Annotated in this window: 15 protein-coding genes and 2 pseudogenes; 9 read left to right on the top strand and 8 right to left on the bottom strand. The window is 67.7% G+C overall.

Translation table 11 applies throughout. The features are described 5' to 3' along the window. Positions 1-38: 38 nt before the first annotated feature. Both OG885_RS09275 and OG885_RS09280 read right to left on the bottom strand, forming a co-directional pair. Entirely contained in the window at positions 39-845 is an 807-nt protein-coding gene (locus OG885_RS09275) for an ABC transporter permease (RefSeq protein ID WP_405728857.1), read from the bottom strand. Beyond that, the gene (locus tag OG885_RS09280; protein ID WP_405728860.1) at positions 842-1,606 is read right to left on the bottom strand and encodes an ABC transporter ATP-binding protein; all 765 of its coding nucleotides are present in this window, start codon (positions 1,604-1,606) and stop codon (positions 842-844) included. The genes OG885_RS09275 and OG885_RS09280 overlap by 4 nt, the downstream gene beginning before the upstream one ends. A gap of 444 nt (positions 1,607-2,050) precedes the next feature. Between OG885_RS09280 and OG885_RS09285 the strand changes: the two genes are divergently transcribed. Both OG885_RS09285 and OG885_RS09290 read left to right on the top strand, forming a co-directional pair. Continuing rightward, entirely contained in the window at positions 2,051-3,760 is a 1,710-nt protein-coding gene (locus tag OG885_RS09285; protein ID WP_405728863.1) for a GMC family oxidoreductase, read from the top strand. Between the two features lie 157 nt (positions 3,761-3,917). Next, the gene (locus tag OG885_RS09290; protein WP_405728866.1) at positions 3,918-4,589 is read left to right on the top strand and encodes an RraA family protein; all 672 of its coding nucleotides are present in this window, start codon (positions 3,918-3,920) and stop codon (positions 4,587-4,589) included. Positions 4,590-4,646: 57 nt separating this feature from the next. Here OG885_RS09290 and OG885_RS09295 read toward each other — a convergent pair. Then, a pseudogene (locus OG885_RS09295) lies at positions 4,647-5,194 on the bottom strand (RNA-guided endonuclease InsQ/TnpB family protein); the annotation flags it as partial. Between the two features lie 364 nt (positions 5,195-5,558). On the opposite strand from OG885_RS09295, the gene OG885_RS09300 reads away from it, so the two are divergent. The 7 genes and pseudogenes from OG885_RS09300 to OG885_RS09330 form a co-directional block, all read left to right on the top strand. Then, positions 5,559-6,725 carry a VOC family protein gene (locus OG885_RS09300; RefSeq protein ID WP_405728869.1) on the top strand — a complete coding sequence of 389 codons (1,167 nt, stop codon included), beginning with the start codon at positions 5,559-5,561 and terminating at the stop codon, positions 6,723-6,725. Beyond that, a complete protein-coding gene (locus OG885_RS09305; RefSeq protein WP_405728872.1) occupies positions 6,722-7,672 on the top strand; it encodes a fumarylacetoacetate hydrolase family protein in 951 nt (316 codons plus the stop codon). The genes OG885_RS09300 and OG885_RS09305 overlap by 4 nt, the downstream gene beginning before the upstream one ends. Beyond that, positions 7,669-9,318, top strand: a complete 1,650-nt coding sequence (locus OG885_RS09310) for a bifunctional 3-(3-hydroxy-phenyl)propionate/3-hydroxycinnamic acid hydroxylase (RefSeq protein WP_405728875.1) — start codon at positions 7,669-7,671, stop codon at positions 9,316-9,318. Before OG885_RS09305 ends, OG885_RS09310 begins: the two co-directional genes overlap by 4 nt. Next, positions 9,260-11,257, top strand: coding sequence for an acetoacetate--CoA ligase (locus OG885_RS09315; protein WP_405728878.1), 1,998 nt, complete (start codon positions 9,260-9,262; stop codon positions 11,255-11,257). The genes OG885_RS09310 and OG885_RS09315 overlap by 59 nt, the downstream gene beginning before the upstream one ends. Continuing rightward, on the top strand, positions 11,254-12,252 hold the full coding sequence (locus tag OG885_RS09320; RefSeq protein WP_405728881.1) for an amidohydrolase family protein: 999 nt from the start codon (positions 11,254-11,256) through the stop codon (positions 12,250-12,252). The genes OG885_RS09315 and OG885_RS09320 overlap by 4 nt, the downstream gene beginning before the upstream one ends. Positions 12,253-12,584: 332 nt before the next feature. Beyond that, positions 12,585-13,955, top strand: coding sequence for a ferric reductase-like transmembrane domain-containing protein (locus OG885_RS09325; protein WP_405728884.1), 1,371 nt, complete (start codon positions 12,585-12,587; stop codon positions 13,953-13,955). 203 nt (positions 13,956-14,158) lie between these two features. Then, positions 14,159-14,619 (top strand): annotated as a pseudogene (locus tag OG885_RS09330) (IS5/IS1182 family transposase); the annotation flags it as partial. Positions 14,620-14,669: 50 nt separating this feature from the next. On the opposite strand, the gene OG885_RS09335 reads toward OG885_RS09330, so the two are convergent. From OG885_RS09335 to OG885_RS09355, 5 genes are read right to left on the bottom strand one after another with little or no spacing between them, the layout of a single operon-like run. Then, positions 14,670-15,755 (bottom strand): alpha/beta hydrolase family protein, encoded by a 1,086-nt coding sequence (locus OG885_RS09335; RefSeq protein WP_405728887.1) that lies wholly within the window; start codon positions 15,753-15,755, stop codon positions 14,670-14,672. After that, the gene (locus OG885_RS09340) at positions 15,752-16,531 is read right to left on the bottom strand and encodes an ABC transporter ATP-binding protein (protein ID WP_405728890.1); all 780 of its coding nucleotides are present in this window, start codon (positions 16,529-16,531) and stop codon (positions 15,752-15,754) included. The genes OG885_RS09335 and OG885_RS09340 overlap by 4 nt, the downstream gene beginning before the upstream one ends. Before the next feature lie 2 nt (positions 16,532-16,533). Next, positions 16,534-18,405, bottom strand: a complete 1,872-nt coding sequence (locus OG885_RS09345) for an ABC transporter permease subunit (RefSeq protein ID WP_405728893.1) — start codon at positions 18,403-18,405, stop codon at positions 16,534-16,536. Then, positions 18,402-19,289, bottom strand: coding sequence for a branched-chain amino acid ABC transporter permease (locus OG885_RS09350; RefSeq protein ID WP_405728896.1), 888 nt, complete (start codon positions 19,287-19,289; stop codon positions 18,402-18,404). The genes OG885_RS09345 and OG885_RS09350 overlap by 4 nt, the downstream gene beginning before the upstream one ends. Further along, positions 19,286-20,473 carry an amino acid ABC transporter substrate-binding protein gene (locus OG885_RS09355; protein ID WP_405728899.1) on the bottom strand — a complete coding sequence of 396 codons (1,188 nt, stop codon included), beginning with the start codon at positions 20,471-20,473 and terminating at the stop codon, positions 19,286-19,288. Before OG885_RS09355 ends, OG885_RS09350 begins: the two co-directional genes overlap by 4 nt. Positions 20,474-20,513 lie beyond the last annotated feature (40 nt).

Below are 20,513 nucleotides of genomic sequence, written 5' to 3' on the forward strand. Positions count from 1 at the left end.
TTGAGGGTTTTGGAGGGATACAGCGGCTTCGAGGGAGGTCACTCCTCCCAGCGCAGGACGAGGCGCTGCAGCAGAACGGCACCGCCGTACAGGGCGAGCCCCATGGCGCTGAGGAGAATGACGATCGCGAAGGTCAGAGACGTCTGCAGGTAGGTCGTCGCGGACTGCAGGAGGACGCCCATTCCGCGGACTCCGGCCAGGAGCTCGGTGGTGACCGAGACGATCAGGCCGAAGGAGATGGCATTGGGCACGGCGGCGAACGTCCACATGAGCACTCTCGGCAGCCGGATCGAGCGCATGAGCTGCCAGGAGCTGGCCCCGAGGAGTTGGGCGTTTTCCAGCACTGCCGGGCGAATGCTGCGGCCGCCTTCGAAGGCGTTGAAGAAGGCGACGAAGAACACGACGGTGATGACGTTGACGACGGAGGCCGTTGCCGTCGGGCCGAAGATCACGACGGAGATCGGGATCAGGGCGATGCGCGGTACGGAGTTCGCCAGCACGATGAAGGGGCGGAAGATGTCGGCGAGGCGGTGGCTGTTGCTGAACAGCAGGCCGGCCAGTGCGCCGAGGATCAGCCCGACAAGTGTCCCCTCGACCGTCGAGACCAGGGTTGTGCGGAAGTACGGCCAGAGGCTGCCGCTCCCGGCATCGCCGGCGAGCAGGCTCTTGAGGCTGGCCCATACCTGGGTGGGTGAACTGATGTAGTAGGGGTCAAGGAAACGGACATGGTCTGCGACCAAGTCGACCTTCGGCACGTACTCCCACAGCGCCAGGCTGACCAGGACGATGACGGCTTGGATGACGGTGCGTTCTGCCCGGGGCAGCAGTCGTCGCTCTACTGTCATCGCGTCTCACCGCCCGCCGGGGCCTCCGCGCCCATGCCCTGCCACAGGCGGGCGTAGAGCGTGTGGAACTCGGGGTCGGAGCGCACTGCGCTGACGTTCCGGTCGGGGCCGAACGGTATGTCGAACTCGGCGGCCACGCGCGAGGGAGGCGACGTGAGCATGACGACCCGGTCTGAGAGCGAGATCGCCTCGCCGAGGTCGTGGGTGACCAGGACGACGCTGGCGCCTGATGTGCGCACGAGGCGGTGCAGGTCACGGTGGACACCCACGCGGGTGGGTTCGTCGAGGGCGGAGAAGGGCTCGTCGAGCAGGAGGAGTTCCGGCTCGGCGGCCAGGGCTGTCAGGACTGCGACGCGCCGTCGCATGCCTCCGGACAGGTGCGCCGGGTAAGCGTCGGCCTTGGCATCCAGCCCCACCATCGCAAGCAATGAGGTGGCCAGGTCCTGGGCTTGTCTGCTGCGCCGCCTGCCGGTGAACCGCTGGTGCAGAAGCACGTTGTCGCGCACACGCAGCCACGGCAGGAGGGTGTCCTCCTGGAAGACCATGCTGATGGCGTGCCGGTCGGGCCGGCGGAAGTGCGTGGTGATGGAACCGTCGACCGGCTTGCTGAAGCCGGCGACGAGACGCAGCAGGCTTGACTTGCCGCAGCCGGAGGGGCCGACGATCGAGACGAACTCTCCCGGTGCAACGGTCAGGTTCAGCCCTTTGATCACGGTCGTGCCTGGCTTGTAGGCGAACGACACGTCGGCGAGGTCCAGCAAGGGGGCGTCGCCTGTCTCACCCGGGTCGGGCGCGGCGAAGGGGCGGTCGGCGCCGTCACGCGTGGAGCGTGGGGGGCGGGTCTTTTTTGCGAGCACGTCGAGTCTCCCTCTCGTCGGAGGGCCGATGAAGGCCGCTCCGATCGACGAGTAGTTACCAAGTCACTTGGTGACTTAGCCGTGGAGTGTGGAGCCCGGCTCGATTGGGTGTCAATGGTTCGGTCGCATACAAAACCGGCCCACAGCCCACGCGGTCCGGCGCCGCAGACGAGCTCATCCGCCTTGACTGCGCCTCGCAGACGCACGACTATGGGGAAAATTCACCAAGTCACCAGGTCAATGTGAGGGATGTATGCCCAGACCTGTTGGTCACCTGCCGTTCACAAGGCACACACGCACGGTCGCCGGTCCGGCCTTTTGCGAGAAGGAAAAAATGCGGGTGAGGGGATGAGCAGCGACATCGACGTGATCGTCGTGGGCGCGGGGACGTCCGGCTGCATCATCGCCCGGCGCTTCCTGAACGCTGGAGCACGTGTGCTGTTGATCGAGGCCGGACAGGACGTCGACCCGCAGCACTTGCCCGCGGACATGAGCGACATCTATCCACGCTCGTACTACAACCCCGCCTACGCCTGGCCCGGGCTCGTCGCCCACCAGCAGGTCGTCTCCGACGCCCCATCGCCCTTCATCCAGGCGCGGGTCCTCGGCGGCGGATCGTCCCTCATGGGCATGGTCGCGCTCAGAGGGCTGTCCGCCGACTACGACGAGTGGGCTCAGCGGCTGCCAGACTGGTCCTCCGACCAGGTCAACCGTACGTTCACGCAGCTCGAGGACGACGACGCCCGCAGCGGGACGGGGCCACCCGGCCCTGTTTCGATCCGACGACTTGACCGGTCCTCATGGCCGCCCTTCATCGCGGCGGTCGGCGATGCTGCCGCACGAGCGGGATTCACCCACATACCCGATCTCAACGCGGACGACGGTGACGGCTTCGGGCCGCTGCCGCTGAGCCGGACGTCGACGAGGCGAGTGTCCTCGGCCACGGCGTTCCTGCCGGCCACCGCGCGCGCCAACGACCGCCTACGCATCGTGCCCGACTCCGAGGTCAGACGCCTGCTCTTCTCTGGATCACGTTGCGTGGGCGTCGCTGCGGTGACCGCCGGCCGAGCGGTCACCTACAGCGCCGACCACGTCGTGCTCTGCGCGGGCGCGGTCTTCACGCCGCTGCTGCTGCAGCGATCAGGCATCGGGGATCCCGACCTGCTGCGCGGCCTGGGAATCGACGTCGTGGCCCCCTTGCGCGCGGTGGGCGAGAATCTGCAGAACCATCCGGTCGCCGGCGTCGCCGCGCACCTGCCGCGATCAGCGCGCCAACCCGCCTCGATTCGGCAGGGTTTCATCGCCGCGCTGCGTGTCAGCTCGGGCATCGATGCCGGTGTCGGCGACCTTCTGGTGATTCCCTTGAACAAGTCGTCGTGGCACGGACTCGGTGTCGCCACGGCCGGTATGGGTGTGACCCTGATGGCGCCCAGGTCGCGCGGGTCGGTCCGCCTTGTGGCCGGGCAAGGCGGCTACCGGCCGTCCGTCTCCTTCAATTTCCTGTCCGACCCGGTGGACCGCCAGCGGATGCAGCACGGATTCGATCTCGCCATCGATCTCCTTCGTGATCCAGAAGTACGCAAGAACCGGCACGAGGTGTTCCCGGCGAGCTACACCAAGACCGTCCGCACACTGAACGCGCCGGGACTCCGCAATGCCGTGCTGACCAGAGCGATCGCGGCGCTCCTCAGCGGCCCCGGCATCGGCCGACGCGCCATGCTGCGCATCGGGATGTCGACCGGCTCGCTCTCGGAGCAGCGCCTCGCACAGCAGCAGTGGCGGCAAGACACCCTGCTCGGTGGGACCTTCGGCACCTATCACGTCGCCGGCACCTGCGCCATGGGCCCGCCCGACGACGACACATCAGTGGTCGATCACCGCGGTGACGTGATCGGAATCAACGGACTTACCGTCGCCGACGCCTCGATCATGCCGACCATCCCCCGCGCCAACACCAACCTCCCCGTCCAGATGGTCGCCATGCGTATCGCCGACCTCCAGCTGCACGAGGCCCAGCGCTTCCCGGAGCAGCCTGGCGCCGCCCCCCATCCGCGCTGAACCCCCGGCCAGAGCACCGCCTGACGCTGCCGCGCGCCGCCCGCCTCTTCGACGCCAAGCCCTTGCGCCGCAAGCCACCCACCGCATCACCCCCTCGTGCAAGCCGACTGCCTCCACGGCCGCACCGCACCCGTACAGCAGGAGATGAACAACACCGATGACCGTTGAATCCAGTACCCCGAAGTCATGGCCGCTTGTGGGAACCGCATCCGTCGCAGACGTGCTCGAGAAGCACGGCATCGACGGAGTCATGCTCGCCGGAGCCGCCGGCTTCGGCTCCTTCGTCGGCCCTGCCGTGACCGTCGGCATCACCGTCGCCGAGCAAGACCAGGACCACCAGGGCGAACCGGCGGACCCGACGCAGCTGTGGCGCATGCTGGACACGGCTCCGTCCGGCAGTGTGCTGGTGATCGGCACCTACGCCCAGCCACTCACCGTGATCGGAGGAGTCACCGCCGCCACCGCCATCGGACGCGGCCTGTCGGGCATCGTGACCGACGGCGGTATCCGTGACACCGACGAGATACGCGACTACGGCCTGCCTGTCCGGCATACGTTCAGCGACCCACGACCGCTGCGCAACCGCGATCGGCTGCGTATCAAAGAGGGGCCGGTGCGCTTCGGCGACGTGGAGGTCGCCCCCGGAGACATCGTCGTCGGTGACGGAGACGGCGTCGTCTGTGTGCCTCGGCACCTCGCCGACCAGGTCTTCGCGGACGCCGTCACGATCGAGGGCCAGGAACGCCTGTGGGCCACGACGAGCCGTGTACTGGGCTCGATCGCGCACGGATACGACACCGTCTCAAAGGTCCACGGCGCGCCGCACTGACATTGGAGGGCGGTGACTGCACTCACGCGCAAAGGCGCGGGCTTCCTGCATCAGTGGCTAAGCCGCCGCGCAGAGGACCAGCCCGGCCCTGTTGAGGACGTTCGTCGCGCCGACGTGCTCCGCGAACCCGCACGCCGTGCATTCAAACTTCGCTTGGGTGACGCGGTTCCCCTTCGCGACATGCCCGCACTCGGGGCACGTGCGGGAGGTGTTGCGCGCGTCCACCGGGACCACGAGGCGACCGGCACTCTCAGCCTTGTTCGCCAGGATCAGGAGGAACTGCGCCCAACCCGCGTCGAGGATGCTGCGGTTGAGGCCGACCTTCACGGCAGCACCGTTCGGCAGGAAACTGCCGGGCTGCTCGGGATCGGCCTTGGGTGTGGGGCTCTTGGTCATGCCGCCGTATTGAGCCGCTCGTGCGCGATCACGTCGTGGCCGGTGATGAGCGTGCGGGCGGTCTTGTGGTGGGAGTCGGTGCGCTGTCACCGGATCTTGCCGTGCAGCTTGGCGATCTTTCGGGCCGCTGCGCGGTGGCGCTTGGTGCGTTGCCGGGTCCGCTTCGGGAACGTGGCGAGGTTCCGTTGCGCCGCGGCCAGCCCCTCAGCCAGTCCGGCTGTTGGACCGCCAGTCCGCATCGCTGTCGCGATCTGCCACTCGCCGGTGGTGGCGCTGAGTCCAGCGCGTGCGGCGGCGCCAGCCCCGTTGGGCAAACGGCATCTGTCCGGTCGGCGATGGCCTGGATACCGATGCCGGTCGCCGACCCTTGCGAGGATCTGTCGGCCGCAGCGAGCGTGGGCCTTGGATTTCGTCTCGCCCCGTTGTTCGAGGCGTCTTGCGGCCGTTGCTGATGTGGACATGCGGTGAGCCCGATGACCTTCGTGACCAGGCTCGCATTTCTGACTCTTTCGTCAGCTAGCCCGGCATTAGCTATTGACGACGCGCTCCGCAGTGTTGATGATTTCATCACTCATGCTGTTGTTCGGAGGCTTCGTGTCCCAAACTCATGCCGCCCAGGCCGGCATCAGGACCGCCCACCAGGACCTGCACAGTGAGCAGGGTGCCTTGCGCGGCGAGCACCCCGGGCGAGCCCGGAACCCGGTGATCAAGGTGGCTGACCTCGCCTGGGTGGAGTTCGAGAAGCCTGATCTGGACCGCGCCGAGGTCTTCGCGCGTGACTTCGGATTCTCTGTGGCCGCCCGGGGGCCGGATGCCCTCTGGTTGCGCGGCGTCTTCGCAGGTTCTGCCTGCGTGGTGATCCGCCGAGGGCGTACCTCGCGTTTCATCGGTCAGGCGTTCCGCGCGGCCGAGCGGGCGGATCTCGACCGGCTGGCCCGTGCGACAGGGACTGTGGTGCGGGACGCGGACGTTCCCGGCGGCGGCAAGGTGGTGAATCTGTTCGATCCCTCCGGCTTCCCGGTGCGCGTGGTGCACTGTGCCGAAGAGCTGCCGGAACTGCCTGGGCAGCAGCCGCTTCTCCTCAACTTCGGGACAGAACACCGTCGCAGGAACGTCACTCAGCGCCCGCCGCGGGAGCCGTCGCGGATCCAGCGGCTGGGGCATCTGGTACTGGAGACCAGGTCGTTCACCCGGAGCTTGAACTGGTATCTCGACCTGCTCGGGATGATCGTCAGCGACTTCCATTTCCTGGACGGGCAACGCGAACGGGGCCCGGTCATGGCGTTCTTGCGCTGTGACCAGGGAAACGTGGCCGTTGACCATCACACGCTGGCGATGCACCTGGGCCCGGGAACGCACTACGTCCACTCCGCCTACCAGGTCACCGACCTCGACGCGATCGCCGCGGGCGGAGAGTATCTGGCCGAGCGCGGCTATCAGCGCAGCTGGGGGATCGGCCGGCACATCCAGGGCAGCCAGCTCTTCGACTACTGGCGTGACCCCGACCGGCTGATGGTGGAGCACTTCGCGGACGGCGACCTGTTCTCCTGCGACCTGGAGCCGGGATGGGCCCCGCTGTCGGCGAGCGGGCTGGCTCAGTGGGGGCCGCCCGTCACCCGCGAGTTCCTCGGTACGAATCCGTCACCCGCCAAGATCCGCGAGTTGCTGCGCGCCGTGCGCGACGACAACGAACTCGACCCCGCCCGACTGCTGGGGCTGCTGAAAGCGATGAACTCATGAGCACCAATGTCCTGCGTACCGCCGACGGCTGGTGGGTGGTGCGTGACGAGCGCGCCGTCCGTATCGAGACCCAAGGCGTCACGACCGCCGAGCTCCTCGCCGACCGCGAAGCCGTAAGGGAGGCCGAAAGGGAGGCCTGCGTCCCCGGCAAGACGGGCACTCCGGTCGCGGATCTGGCCCCGCTGTCTCCAGTCACCACCCCGTGCCGCGTGGTGGCGCAGATGGTCAACTACCGCAGTCATGCCCGTGATTCGGGCTTCACGGGTGAGATCCCGCCCACCTTCTTCCGCAAGGCCTCCGGTTCCGTCAGCGGCCCGTACGACAGCGTCGTACGGCCCGAGCACGTGAACTTCCTCGACTACGAGGTCGAGCTCGGCCTGGTCATGGGCGCACCCCTGCCGGTCGGCACGGTGGTCGCCGAGTCCGACCTGCCCTCGTACGTCGCCGGACTGGTCCTCACCAACGATGTCAGCGCCCGCGACGTACAGCTGACCAAGGGCCAGTTCTACGAGAGCAAGTCGTATTCCACCTTCACCCCGACGGGGCCGTACCTGGCCCTGCTGGAGCCACAGGACTTCCCTCACCTTCTCGACCTGCGGCTGAGGCTGTCGGTCAACGGCAGCCCGCGCCAGGACCGCACCCTGGCCGACATGATCGTCCGGCCGGCGCAGGCGCTGACGCTGCTGGCCCGCTTCCAGCACCTCGACGAGGGCGATCTGCTGCTCACCGGCACCCCGGGCGGTACGGCACTGAAGGCACCGCCGAAACCGGTGGAGAAGATCGGCGCGCTGCTGCCGCCAGCCCTGAAATGGAAGGCGTTCTTCAAAAGCCAGTCCCGCAACCCGCACTACCTGCATGAGGGCGACGTCGTCACCGCCACCATCGCCACCCCGGACCGGCGTATCGACCTCGGTGAACAGCGCACCACCATCGCGGAAACACGGTGACCGCGGTCGCCCGGGTCCCGGTGGTGATCGTCGGTGCGGGACCGGTGGGAGTGACCGCAGCCCTCCTGCTCGCCCGCCGCGGAGTGCCCAGCGTCGTTCTCGAACGTCACCAGGATGTCTACCCGCTGCCGCGCGCCGTCGCCATGGACGACGAAGTCCGACGGATCCTGCAAGCCGCCGACGTCCACGAGGAGTTCACCGCCCTCGCCCGCCCGGCCAACGGCCTGCGGCTGCTCGACGCACGGCACAGGGTGATCGGCGAGTTCCGGCGCTCCGGACACGGGCACCACGGCTTCCCTCAGACCAGTATGTTCGACCAGCCGGAGCTGGAGCGGCTGCTGCGTAAGGCGCTGGCCCGGCGGCCCGAGTGCGAGCTGCGGGGCGGGGTCGAGGTCGTCGCCATCGACCAGAACGGCGCCGGACCGATCCGGGTGACCTTCCGCAGTGACGGGAGTGAGAGCCCTGAGTACCTGGAGGCGGACGCCGTCCTCGGTTGTGACGGTGCCGCAAGCCTCACCCGCGAGGTCATCGGCGCCGGATGGGAGGACCTGCGTTTCGAGGAACGCTGGAGCGTCATCGACATCCGCACACACCTTCCCGTCCGCTGCTGGGAGGGTGTCGAGCAGGTCTGCGACCCGTCCCGGGCCGCGACGTTCATGCGCATCGGCGAGGACCGCTACCGCTGGGAGTTCCGCCTGCGGGACGGAGAAGACCTCGATGGCGGACGGGTACGGGAACTCATCGCCCCGTGGATCAAGGAGCCGTACGACGGCGACGTCGAGGTGATCCGGCAGGCCCAGTACACCTTCCGGGCTCGGGTCGCCGACCGCTGGCACCGCGGGCGCGTCTTCCTGCTCGGCGACGCAGCCCACCTCACCCCGCCCTTCATCGGCCAGGGGCTGTGCGCGGGCATGCGCGACGCGTACAACCTGGCGTGGAAACTCAGCCTCGTCCTCCAACAGAACGCCGACGAGCGCCTGTTGGACACCTACGAGGCGGAACGCAAGCCCCACGCCCGCCGCATGATCCGCCTCGCCGTCGCGATGGGCTGGGCCATGACCGGCGGCCAAGGCCGTGGAGCAGCACTGCGCCGGAACCTCGTGAGCACAGCCTGCCGAATCCCTGTCGTGCGCGAGGCAGCCGGGCGCGACCTCAGCCCGGCCCTGGTCCACAGCGCCCTCATACGGCGCCGCGGCAGGCTGGGCGAGCGGGGGCTGGCAGGTACTTCCTGTCCACAGCCCTGGGTGGAGATAGACGCCGGGCGGGTCCGCCTCGACGCCCTGCTCGGCGACTCCTTCGCCATCCTCACTGCCGTCCCCGCTGCGCCTTGGCTGCAAGCTCTCGCAGAGGGGCTCGGAGCACAGATCGTCGGGACGGACGACCTCGGCGACGACGGTGCCCTCGCCGCCTGGCTGCGCCGCGGCCAGGCGGACACCGCCCTGCTGCGCCCCGACCGCGTCGTCCTGGACGTCGTCCCGGCGGGTGCCGACGACTTCACAGACACCGCCACCTGGGCGCCCCTGCTCTGCACCACCCGCGAGCCCGCCGAACCGTCCCTGTCCACCCCCTGCCGAGGAGCAGCGCCCGATGACCACGCCGTACGCAGAACCCTTCTGGACGCCGGACCCGGAGTCCGCAGCGAGTAGCAGGATCACGGCCTTCGGGCGCTGGGCCGCCGAGCACTGGGGCGTCGAAGCCGACCTCACCGACTACGCGTCCTTGCACCGCTGGTCGGTCACTGACCTGGAGGGCTTCTGGGGCGCGGTCTGGGAGTACTTCGGTATCGAGGCGGACACTCCCTACGAGCGGGTCCTGGCCGAGGAGACCATGCCCAGCGCCCGCTGGTTCAACGGCGCCACGCTCAACTATGCCCACCACGCCCTGCGCCACCTCAGCGACGACCAGCCTGCGATCATCGCGCTGGACGAGACCGGCGCCGGCCACACGGTGTCCGGGATGCAACTGCGTGCCCAAGTCGCTTCCGTCGCCGCCACCCTGCGAGACCTGGGTGTCGGTCAGGGTGACCGAGTCGTCGGCTATCTCCCCAACACCCCGCACGCCATCGTCGCCTTCCTCGCCGCCGCCAGCCTCGGCGCACTCTGGTCGGTGTGTGGCCAGGACTACGCTCCGCAGGCCGCCGCCGACCGCTTCGCCCAGCTGGAGCCCACGGTCCTCATCGCCGCCGACGGCTACCTCTTCAACAGCAGCACCCACGACCGCCGCGACGCCACCCTCCAACTCGCCCGGGCGCTGCCGACGCTGAAGGCGACGCTGCTGGTGGATCACGTGAGCCTGCCGTGGCCCTCTCAGGTGTACCCCTCCTTGGTGATTCCGTGGGAGGACGCCTCCACCCGCACCGAGCAACTCACCTGCACACCGGTGCCGTTCGACCACCCGCTGTGGGTCGTGTTCTCCTCCGGCACCACGGGCCTGCCCAAAGGCATCGTCCACGGCCACGGCGGCGTCCTGCTGGAGCATCTGAAGACCCTGGGCCTGCATTCCGACCTCGGCCCCGGTGACCGCCTCCTGTGGTACACCACCACCCACTGGATGATGTGGAACCTGGTCGCCTCGACGCTGCTGACCGGCGCCACGACGTTCACGTACGACGGCAGCCCGGCGCCCCTGGCCCAGCCCGACATGTTGTGGGAGCTGGCGGCGCGCCACCGGGTGACCGTCTTCGGCACGAGCCCCCAGTATCTGTTGGGCATGGCCAAGTTCGGCATCGACCCGTCCGTGCATGACCTGTCGTCGATCCGCGTCGTCGGCTGCACCGGCTCCGCGCTGCCCGCCTCTGCCTACCCCTGGGTCCGCGACCACGTGGGCCAGCGGGTGCTGCTGGCCTCGGTCAGCGGCGGGACGGACGTCGTGTCCGGCTTCGCGGGCAGCGCTCCCAACACGCTGGTCTGGGCAGGCGAGCTGTCCGCACCGCACCTGGGCGTGGCGCTGGCCGCGTACGACGCTGAGGGCTTCCCGGTGGTGGACCGGGTCGGCGAGCTGGTCGTCACCCGTCCCATGCCGTCTATGCCGTTGTTCTTCTGGAACGACCCTGACGGCACCCGCTACCGCGACGCCTACTTCTCCTATTACTCCGGGGTATGGCGGCACGGCGACTGGATCACAGTCACCGGACATGGCTCGGTGATCGTCCACGGCCGTTCCGACTCCACCCTCAACCGCAACGGCGTACGGCTCGGCAGCGCCGACATCCACGACGCCGTCGAACGCCTCCCCGAGATCAGCGAGGCCCTCGTCATCGGCGCGGAGGAACCCGACGGCGGCTACTGGATGCCCCTGTTCGTCGTCCCTGCGGCCGGGGTGAGCCTGGACGACACCCTGCGCCAGGCGATCCGCGACGCCATCCGCACCGGCGCCTCACCCCGGCACGTCCCCGACGACATCCTCGAAGTGCCGGGCATCCCGCACACCCGCACCGGCAAGAAGCTCGAAGTCCCCGTCAAACGCCTCCTCCAAGGTGCCCCCGCCGACCAGGTCGTCAGCCCCGCAGCCGTCGACAGCCCCGACCTCCTGGCGCATTTCGCCCGTCTGGGCGCCGAACGCGAGGAGGCGAGAAACGGCGCATGACACCACCCACCGCCGCTGTGCCCTCTCTGCCGCCGCTGGCGGGGGCCGTCGACGTGCATGCTCACTACATCACCCCACGCCTGCGGTCCGCGATGGAAGCGGCGGGCCATGGGCAGCCTGACGGGATGCCCTCGATTCCCGACTGGAGTCCCGAGGCGGCGCTGGCCGCGATGGACCGCACGGGTATCGCCGCGGCACTCTTGTCGGTGTCCTCGCCGGGAGTTCACTACGGCGACGACGACGCTGCCCGGGATCTGGCCCGTGCCGTAAACGACGAGGGCGCGTCCCTCGTCCAGGCTCACCCCGAGCGTTTGGGGCTGCTGGCCTCGCTTCCGCTTCCGGACCTGCCCGGGGCGCTCGCCGAGACGCGGCACGCACTGGACGATCTGGGCGCGGACGGCATCACCCTGCACACCTCCTACGCCGGCCGGCATCTGGGCGACCCGTACTACGAGGCTCTGATGGCCGAACTCGACCGGCGCTGCGCGATCGTCCTGCTGCACCCGACCTCGCCACCGTGCTGGGAAGCGACCAGCCTGGGCCGCCCTCGTCCCATGCTGGAATTCCCGCTCGAGACCACGCGTGCGGTGACGCACCTCATCCTGGGCGGAGTCCTCGAGCGGTATCCCGCCATCCGTTTCATCGTCCCGCACGCGGGAGGCGCGCTGCCCGCCCTTGTTGACCGGGTCGCCGCCTTCGCCTTCGCAAGCGGCAGCCCGCCTGTCGATGTCTTCGGGGCCCTACGCAAGTTGTACTACGACCTCGCCGGCTTCACCCTGCCGCGGCTGCTCCCTGCCCTGCTCACCTTGACCGACACCGACCACCTCCTCTACGGCAGCGACTATCCGTACACGCCGGACTGGGCCGTCCAAGCGCTGGCCGAGGCCTTGGCCGACAGCGACTGCCTGCCCGGCAAGGGGCTGCAGCCGCTGCGACACGGTGCCGCCGCGGCCCTCTTTCCCCGGCTGGCTTCGACGACAAGCGCACCGGACTGAGACCGACCCCACCGGCCGCTGCATCGCGCCGGCGGGACCAGGCGCTCGGCCGGCCTCGAGCGGACGGCAGGGACCCGGTTGTGCCCCTGCCCTGGCGCCCTTGGCCAGTGAGGATTGCCCGGCAAGAGGAACCGCGTCACAGCTCACCCCACAGCGCTCCTGCGGACATCGACTGCCCCATGTCCCCCGATGTGGCTACACTGCAACCAAAACACAAAAGGGATACAATGTAGCCATTATAGAACTTCGAGTCTCCAGCGACGCTGCGCCCTGCGGTGAGGGCGTGAACCCGGCGCTTCTTCGTCCGCACACGAACGCCCGAGAGGCAGACGATGCCCGTTCTGATCGCGATGGCGATCTACATAATCCGGCTCGTGCGCGCTCCCATGGACGTGCGCCTCAAGAAGCGCCACGCCGGGCCGCTTTCGGTGACTGCTGGAGCCGTAGTCCTCTACCTTGCCTGGGACTGGCTCCGCCCGGACGGCACCAGCACCGTGTACTTCGTCGGCGAGTTCGCCGGCGTCGCCGCCGTGTATCTGATGACCTGGACCCTGGTGTTGGCCACCCGACTGACGTGGCTGGAGCAGTGGTTCGGCGGTCTGGACCGCATGTACTTCTGGCACAAGCGGTACGCCATGTGGTCCATGCTCCTGCTGCTCCTCCCCCACCTCCTCCTTCACTTCTTCTCCGGCTTCGACGGCAGTGCGAAGCACTACGCCGGCACCCCACAGGCCGGCCAACTCGTAGGGCCGGGCCACCTTCTCGGCGCCGTCTCCGCGATCGGTCTGCTCGTGCTCGTCGTCATCTCACTCGGGCGGGTCGGCCGCATCCTGCGACTGCCGTACGAACGCTGGCTGTTCCTGCACCGACTCACAGGCCTGCTGCTCCTGTCCGCTCTCGTGCACGGCTGGTTCCTCGACCTCGTCATCAACGGGTCCACGGCCCTTCTGGCTATCTACGTCACCATGACCACGGTCGGGATGACCGCCTACGCCTATGACGAACTGGTGCTGCGGCGCAGGGAGCCCCAGGCCGACTACAGCATCCACCGCGTGTCGCGGCCCGCACCCGACATTGTCGACCTCACCCTGGCCCCCATTGGCTCAGACAGGCTGCCCCTGGCCGGTGGCCAGTTCGTCTACCTGCGCGTCGGCGGCCGACGCGCCTGGCGTGAACACCCTTTCAGCGTGGCCGGAGTCCAGCCCGACGGCTCGGTCCGTCTCACCATCCGTGCGCTCGGCCGCGGCACCCAAAAGCTCTACACAGACGTACGCGAAGGACTGCCCGCCACTCTCAACGGCCCGTACGGCATGTTCGACCACACCCTCGGCGGATCCCGCCAGATCTGGATCGCCGGCGGCATCGGCATTGCCCCGTTCCTCGGCTGGCTCACCCACCCGAGCGACACGCTCCCCCGCGCCGACCTCTTCTACTGCGCCCCAACCGCCGACGCCGCACCGTTTCTCCCGGAACTCACCGCGGCCGCCGAACGCCTCCCCACACTCCAGCTCCACCCGACGTTCAGCCGCAGCCAGGGCCACCTCACCGCCGATAAGATCCGGACAACGGTCGGCCCGCTCACCGCGGACACCCACGTCTTCCTCTGCGGCCCCGCGTCCATGCTCGAAGACCTCAGCCGTGGCCTCCACCGCCTGGGCGTCCCCCGGGATCATGTCCACGCGGAGCACTTCGCCCTCCGCTGACGAGCGCACCCGCCCGAGGCCTCTCCGGTACCAGCAGCAGCGTCAGCCGGATTACTTCATCGCCATCTGCGAAGCCGGCTCCTTCGGCCCGCTGTCCGGCTGTGGGCCCCGCCACTTTCTCCGCACCATCAGATCGGCGCTCTCGAAAGGAGCTCGGGGCGGATCTGTTCGAACGCGGTCGCCATGGCATCACCTTGGCCTGGGACACCGTCTCCAACGTGGACGGCTCCCTGGTGCCCGCCCGTGACCACAGCATCCCCGCCTCCAGCAAGAACTACCGCGACTCGACCAACCTGCAGACCGTCATCGACGGCCGCCTGCTCGTGGCGATCGGCCTCCCCCTGCCCGGCAGCCGCAACGACTGCCGGGCGTTCACGGAGTCCGGCCTTGACCTGGCATGCTGCGAAGTCCCGACCATCGCACAGGACGGCTACCAGGGCACCGGGCGCTCATCCCCCACGCTCCGCAGACGACGCGGCCAGACACATCTCAGCGCGCAGCACGAGGCGGACAACGCCGTCCAGCGCCGGGCCCGAGCCCGGTCGAAGGCACCCTGTCCCGGCTGAAGAACTGAAAGATCCTGCGCGGCTCCCGCCTGAAGGGAAACGGCGCTCACCAGGCATGCCCGGTATCGCTTGGGCACAATCTGGCTGTCCCCAGATAGCTCACGGGACCTCTAGGTTTATGGGCAATTCCCGGGCTGCAAGCGCCCTTTCAGTCCGTCAATAGCGTCATCTGGTCCTTGATCCAGTCCGCGATCATGGGCCGGGCGCGATGCGGGAGGTTCGCGACGATATGGTTGCCGCCTGGGTACAGGACGAACGACGCGTCCGGTGTCTCCTTAGCCTGTCGCTCCGTCTGCTGCCACGGCACGAGCCGGTCCTGATCACCGGCGACATACAGGCAGACGGCTTGGATCTTTTCGCACACCCCGGTGAGGTCGAGTTGCCGCACAACCTCGAAGGCGTCCTCTGCCGTCGCTGAGTGGGTCCGCGCGATGAACGCCTGTTTGGTGATGGGTGACACCTCATCCCACTTCTGCCAAGAAGCGTAAGGACCGCTGATGCCGGCCATCACCCGCACCCGGTTCTCGTGAGCGGCGACGAGCGGTGCGTAGAAGCCGCCCAGGCTGAAGCCGCACACGGCGACGCCGTCCACCATCTTCGCGCCACCGTCAACCGAGCGCCCCACCTCGTTCAGGACGGCGGTTACCGCTCGGTGGTAGTCACCGCGCAGGGGAAGCTTCAGACCTGTCTCTCCCTGGCCCAGCCCGTCGACGGAGAGAGTCGCCAGGCCTCGTTGCAGGAACGACTCCTCGAGATGGAAAAACTCCTCCTTCGTGGAGTCAAGTCCGGGCAGGAGTACCACCAGCCGCGGTTCCTCCACACCGTCGGGCCTACGCAGCACAGCTGCCACTACCTCGCCGTCGAGGCCTGCCTCGATGCGCTCCGCCGTCGGGTCGAGGAAGGAGAGGGCGCGCTGCATCTCATCGACCGATCGCAGCGTTGCCTCGGCCACGAGATCGAGGTCGAGGGTCCAGACGAATTTGGCGAAGTGCCGGGTCACCGCGGCTCGCCGCCAGGCGTGCCCGGCGGTCAGACTGTGTCCGGTTGCCTCGGCCTCCTCCGCGATCTCCGCGTGCTCGTCCGCCGACCGGACCCACTCAGGCAACCACTGCTCCCACGTGGTGATGCGTGCCATGGTCGCGGCGAAGCCCGCGTAATCCACGCCGTTTTGAATGATTCGCGGGGCCCAGGCCGTTGCGGCCATCTCGACGAGCGGGTCACGCTGCATTGTCATTGAGACTCCTTGATAGTCGGGTTGGGGTCGGTCACCGCACTCTGTTCTCCGAGCGCCGTACCGAAGTACATGTGGGCGATGTGCGGGTCGGAGAGGATCGAAGGGGCATCACGCTCGGTGATCACCTTGCCGCTCTCCATCACGATGCCGTCGGTGGCCATCTTCATTCCGAAACGCACGTTCTGCTCCACGATCAAAATCGTCTTGCCGCTCTCGCGCAGCAACGTCACCGAGTCATAGACGGTTTGCAGCGCCTTGGGGTCGAGGCCGAGTGAGGGCTCGTCGAGCAACAGCAGCATCGGGTCCAACATCAGCGACCGGGCGAACTCGACCATGCGGCGCTGACCACCCGACAAGTTGCCGGCGTTGTCGTGGGCACGGGCGGCGACGATCGGGAAAAGTGCCGCTACCTGGTCGTACCGCTCCCTGACGAGCGCCTTGTCCCGGCGAATGATGTAGGCGCCTAGCAGGACGTTCTCGCGCACCGACATGCCAGGGAACAGGGCATCGGCCTGGGGCACCTGCGAGACGCCGCGCTTCAAGATCTCGGCGGCCGAGCAGCGGTCGATGCGCTTCCCAGCGAGGTGTACCTCCCCGAGACGCGGGGTCAGCAAGCCGCTGACGGTCTTCAACACGGTCGACTTGCCCGCGCCGTTCGGCCCGACGATGCACGCGACCGAGCCAGCGGCCACGGTGATGTCCACGCCCTGCAGCACGTCACCTCCGCCGTAGCCCGCGACGACGCCCCGGATCCGCAACATCGGCTGATCGGTCATGTCTATGCCCTGTCCTCGATCGCAAAGTCGGCGCCCAGATAGGCATCGACAACAGCGGGATCGTTCTGGATCGCGTCAGGTGTGCCCGATGCGAGGGTCGTACCCCGAGCGAGGACATGGATCGGGTCGCACAGACTGAGCACGAACGGCATGTTGTGCTCGACGATCAGGAAGGTCTTGCCGTACGAGTTGAGCTCGCGGATCATCTCGCCCATCCGGTCGATGAGTACCGGGTTGATTCCACCCGCCGGCTCGTCGAGCAGGATCAGCTTCGGATCGAGCATCAGGATCTGGGCGAGCTCGACAAGCTTCTGCTGCCCGTAGGACAGCGCGCGTGCCTTCTGGTTGCGGAACGCACGCATCCCTACGAATTCGAGGAGTTCGTCCGCGGCCTTCGCCTCGGCGCCGCTGACAGCGATCCGGCCGAGCTGCCGGACGGAGAACTCGCGCTGCACCGCGACGACGTTCTCGAGCACCGTCATCTCGCGGAACAGGCGGGTGATCTGGAAAGTGCGGCCCAGTCCGCGGTGCGCGCGCTCCCAGGACGGCAGGCCGTCGATGCGGTGGCCGTCGAGCCGGATTTCGCCGGACTCGGCGGTGACCGTGTCGTCGATCAGGTTGAAGAGGGTGGTCTTGCCCGAACCGTTCGGGCCGATCAGGCCAGTGATCGAGCCGGCTGGCACAATGAATGACGCTCCGTCGACCGCCGTCACCCCGCCGAAGTGCCGTTTGAGCTCCTTGACTTCAAGCATTGCCCGGTCTGGTGTCGCGCCCCGTTCGATCACCTGAGCACGGCCGGTGAGGGACCCGAGACTGCCACCCGCGCTGATCCGGGCTCCGACGAGTCCCGCCTTGCCCCTGCTGCGGCGTCTGTTCAGCAGCGACTCGATCGCCGGCAGGATGCCCTGGGGCAGGAAGATCACCACCAGCACCAGGAGTCCGCCGAACAGCAGCAGACGGGTGTTGCCACCGCCCCAGTCGTTGTTGGCCATCTCGTTGAGCCACTCGATGAGGAACGCGCCCAGCACCGGGCCCCACAGCGTCGCCTTGCCTCCGACCAGCATCGAGAGCACCAGCTGCACACTGATCAGGATGCTGAACATCCCACGTGGGTCGATGAATGTCAGGTAGTAGCCGTAGACGCCGCCCGCCATTCCGACGAAGAGTGCGCTCGCCATGAACGCGATGACCTTTTCGGTGGGCAGGTTGATGCCTATGGTCGCGGCCTTGGTCTCGTCCTCGCGGATCGCGATCAACCCCATACCGAGCTTGGTCCGACGGATCCACCAGGTCATCGCGAGCTGCAGGGCCAGGATGCCCACGAGCGCGTAGTAGAAGGGCCAGTTGACGATGTCGTGGTCCCAGGTGGGCATCGGAAGCGTGAGGCCCGCGGTGCCCTTGGTGAGCGAGACCCAATTGACTGCGATCACCTGGATCAGGAACAGAAAGGCCACCGTGATGACCACGAATGCCGGACCCCGCGAGCGCAGTGAGACCGCGCCGAGGATGAGTGCGAACGTCGCGGCCACCAGACCCGAGACCGGCACCCACAGCCACGGGCTCGCCTCGGTGAATGTGCTCGCCAGGACGCCGACGGTGTATCCGCCGAGGCCAACAAAGGCGCCCTGGCCGAGGGAGATGTAACCGGCAAAGCCGGAAATGATGTTGAGCCCGCTGGTCCCGACGGCGAATACCAGCGAGAGTATGATCATGTTCTGGTAGTAGATATCGTCGCTGACCATGGGGTAGACGACCAGCAGCACGCCTGCGGCAAGCGCGATCCCACGGCCGAGCCAGATCGGTTCGAGCCGACTCCGGCTGGTGCCGGGCGCAGTGGCCGACAACGTCGTGTCATTCGTCGTGGGGATACTCATGCGGTGGCCACCGCATCCTCGCGAAGCCGCGTGCCGAGCAGGCCCTGAGGCCTGATCACCAGCACGGCGAACACGATCGCGTAGGGCACGGCTGTCGACCATGCCGGAGACCAGTACGCCGACGCCATGGTCTCGGCCACGCCGAACAGCAGTCCGCCGAGTACAGCACCGTTGATGCTCCCCATCCCTCCGAAGACGACGATGGCCAGCAACCTGGCGATCCACTGGTAGTGGGAACCCGGGATGAAGGGGTACAGCACCCCGGTGATCGAACCGGCGGCGCCGGCGGCCGCGATTCCGATGCCGAACACGAGGGCCGCGACGGACGCCACCCTGACACCGACCAGCTCGGCCGATGAGGGGTTGGTGGCTGCCGCCCGGATGGCCCGACCCAGCCAGGTCCTGGTCAGCACGGCCCACAACAGGACCAGCACGATGACCGCGATCAGTCCGCCGTACACCTGGGCCTTCGGAAAGAAGATCCGGCCCATGGCGAAGGACTCGTCGGCGTACGACGGCCTGATGGCGGATGAGTTGTTGCCCCAGATCTGCCCCATCACCCCTTCGAGCACCAAGGCGATACCGAAGGACAAGAGGACCGTCGAGGCCACCGGTGCGCTGCGCACCGGTGAGATGACCAACCTGTAGGTGAGCCAGCCGAGCGCGAACATCATCGGGGTCGCGAGCACGATCCCCAGGAGGGGGTCGACGCCGAAGGCGTCCCACAGCCAGTAGGTGAGAAAAGCGGACAGGACCAGGAAGGCACCGTGGGCGATGTTGACCACCCGCATGACTCCAAAGATGAGCGACAGTCCGCTGGCGGCAAGGGCGTACACCCCGCCCAGCAACAGACCGAGCACGATTGTCTGCAGCAGCTGGGTCATTCGCCGGCCCCGCTGGGCTGCCAGCCCTGGATCATCTTGCTGGTGGCCGCCTTTTGAGGGAGCACGTACTGCACGCTGTCCCCCTGCCACTGACCGACGAGGAATTCACCGATCGGCGAGCCGTCGTCGTTCCACTCCAGGTCACCCAGGACCGTCGTGACGGACTTCTTTCTCAGCCAGTCGGCCAGGGCGCTCTGGTCATCGACGCTGCCCACGCCCTCGGCCGCAGCCTGGAGCACCTGCCCGGCGGCATAGGCGTCCGCGGCGTCCTCCGGCGGTTCTTCGCCGTCGTACATTTCCTTGTACTTGGCGACAAACTCTTCGTTGCCCGGTGTCTTGGCGCTCGGCGCGTGACTGATGCCGAACATGATGCCCTCGGTGTTCTTCGCACCGATCGCGTCCGCGTACTGCTGACCGAGCGAGGGTGCGGTGGTCTGGTAGAGCCATTTCGGCGTGAGGTCGGCCTTGAGCATCGCCCGGACCATTCCCACCCCGTCCTCGAATCCCGCACCGTGGACCACCACGTCGGGGTCCGCCGCCTTCATCGCCGTGACGATCGAGTCGAAGTTCTTCGTGTCGGTCGCGTAGGTCTCTTCGTAGACAGTCTTGATCCCGGCGGCCTCGAGGATCTTCTTCACCCCAGCCACCGCGGGAGAGGCGAACGGGTCGTCGAGCGTTGGGTAGGCCGCGGTCTTCGGCCGCTTGTCCTCCGGCAGGCCAGCGAGATATTCCGCGAACAGCTGGCCCTGTTTGTCGGCGGTGGCCTGCTGGGCGTAGAAGAGGTACTTGAAGCCCCGCTCGAACAACTCCGGCGCGCCGCCGGCCGGCTCCACGAACAGCATCTGGTTCTTCTCCGCCACAGCCGAGGCCGCCGCGTTCAACTGTGAGGAGAAGGTTCCGAGGAGGAGGTCGACCTTGTCCTGACTGATCAACGCGTTGTAGTCGGCGGTGACGGTGTTCTGATTGCTGCCGTCGTCCTTGATGACAAGCTCGACGTCACGGCCCAGGATCCCGCCGTCCTCGTTGACCATCTTCTGCCAGACCTTGTAACCCTGCTGCGCGGCCTGTCCGGGCTGGGACGCTTCACCGGTAAGGGGCAGGGAGATGCCGACCTTTACGGGCCCTTCCGCGTCTCCCCCCTCGGCATCGCTTCCTCCGCACGCTGTGAGCCCGAGCGCCAGCACGCCGGACAGGGCCAGGGCGGTCCAACCCTGCGGGAGTGAA

Source organism: Streptomyces sp. NBC_00028 (assembly GCF_045041065.1).
In the GTDB taxonomy this organism is placed as follows: Bacteria; Actinomycetota; Actinomycetes; order Streptomycetales; family Streptomycetaceae; genus Streptomyces.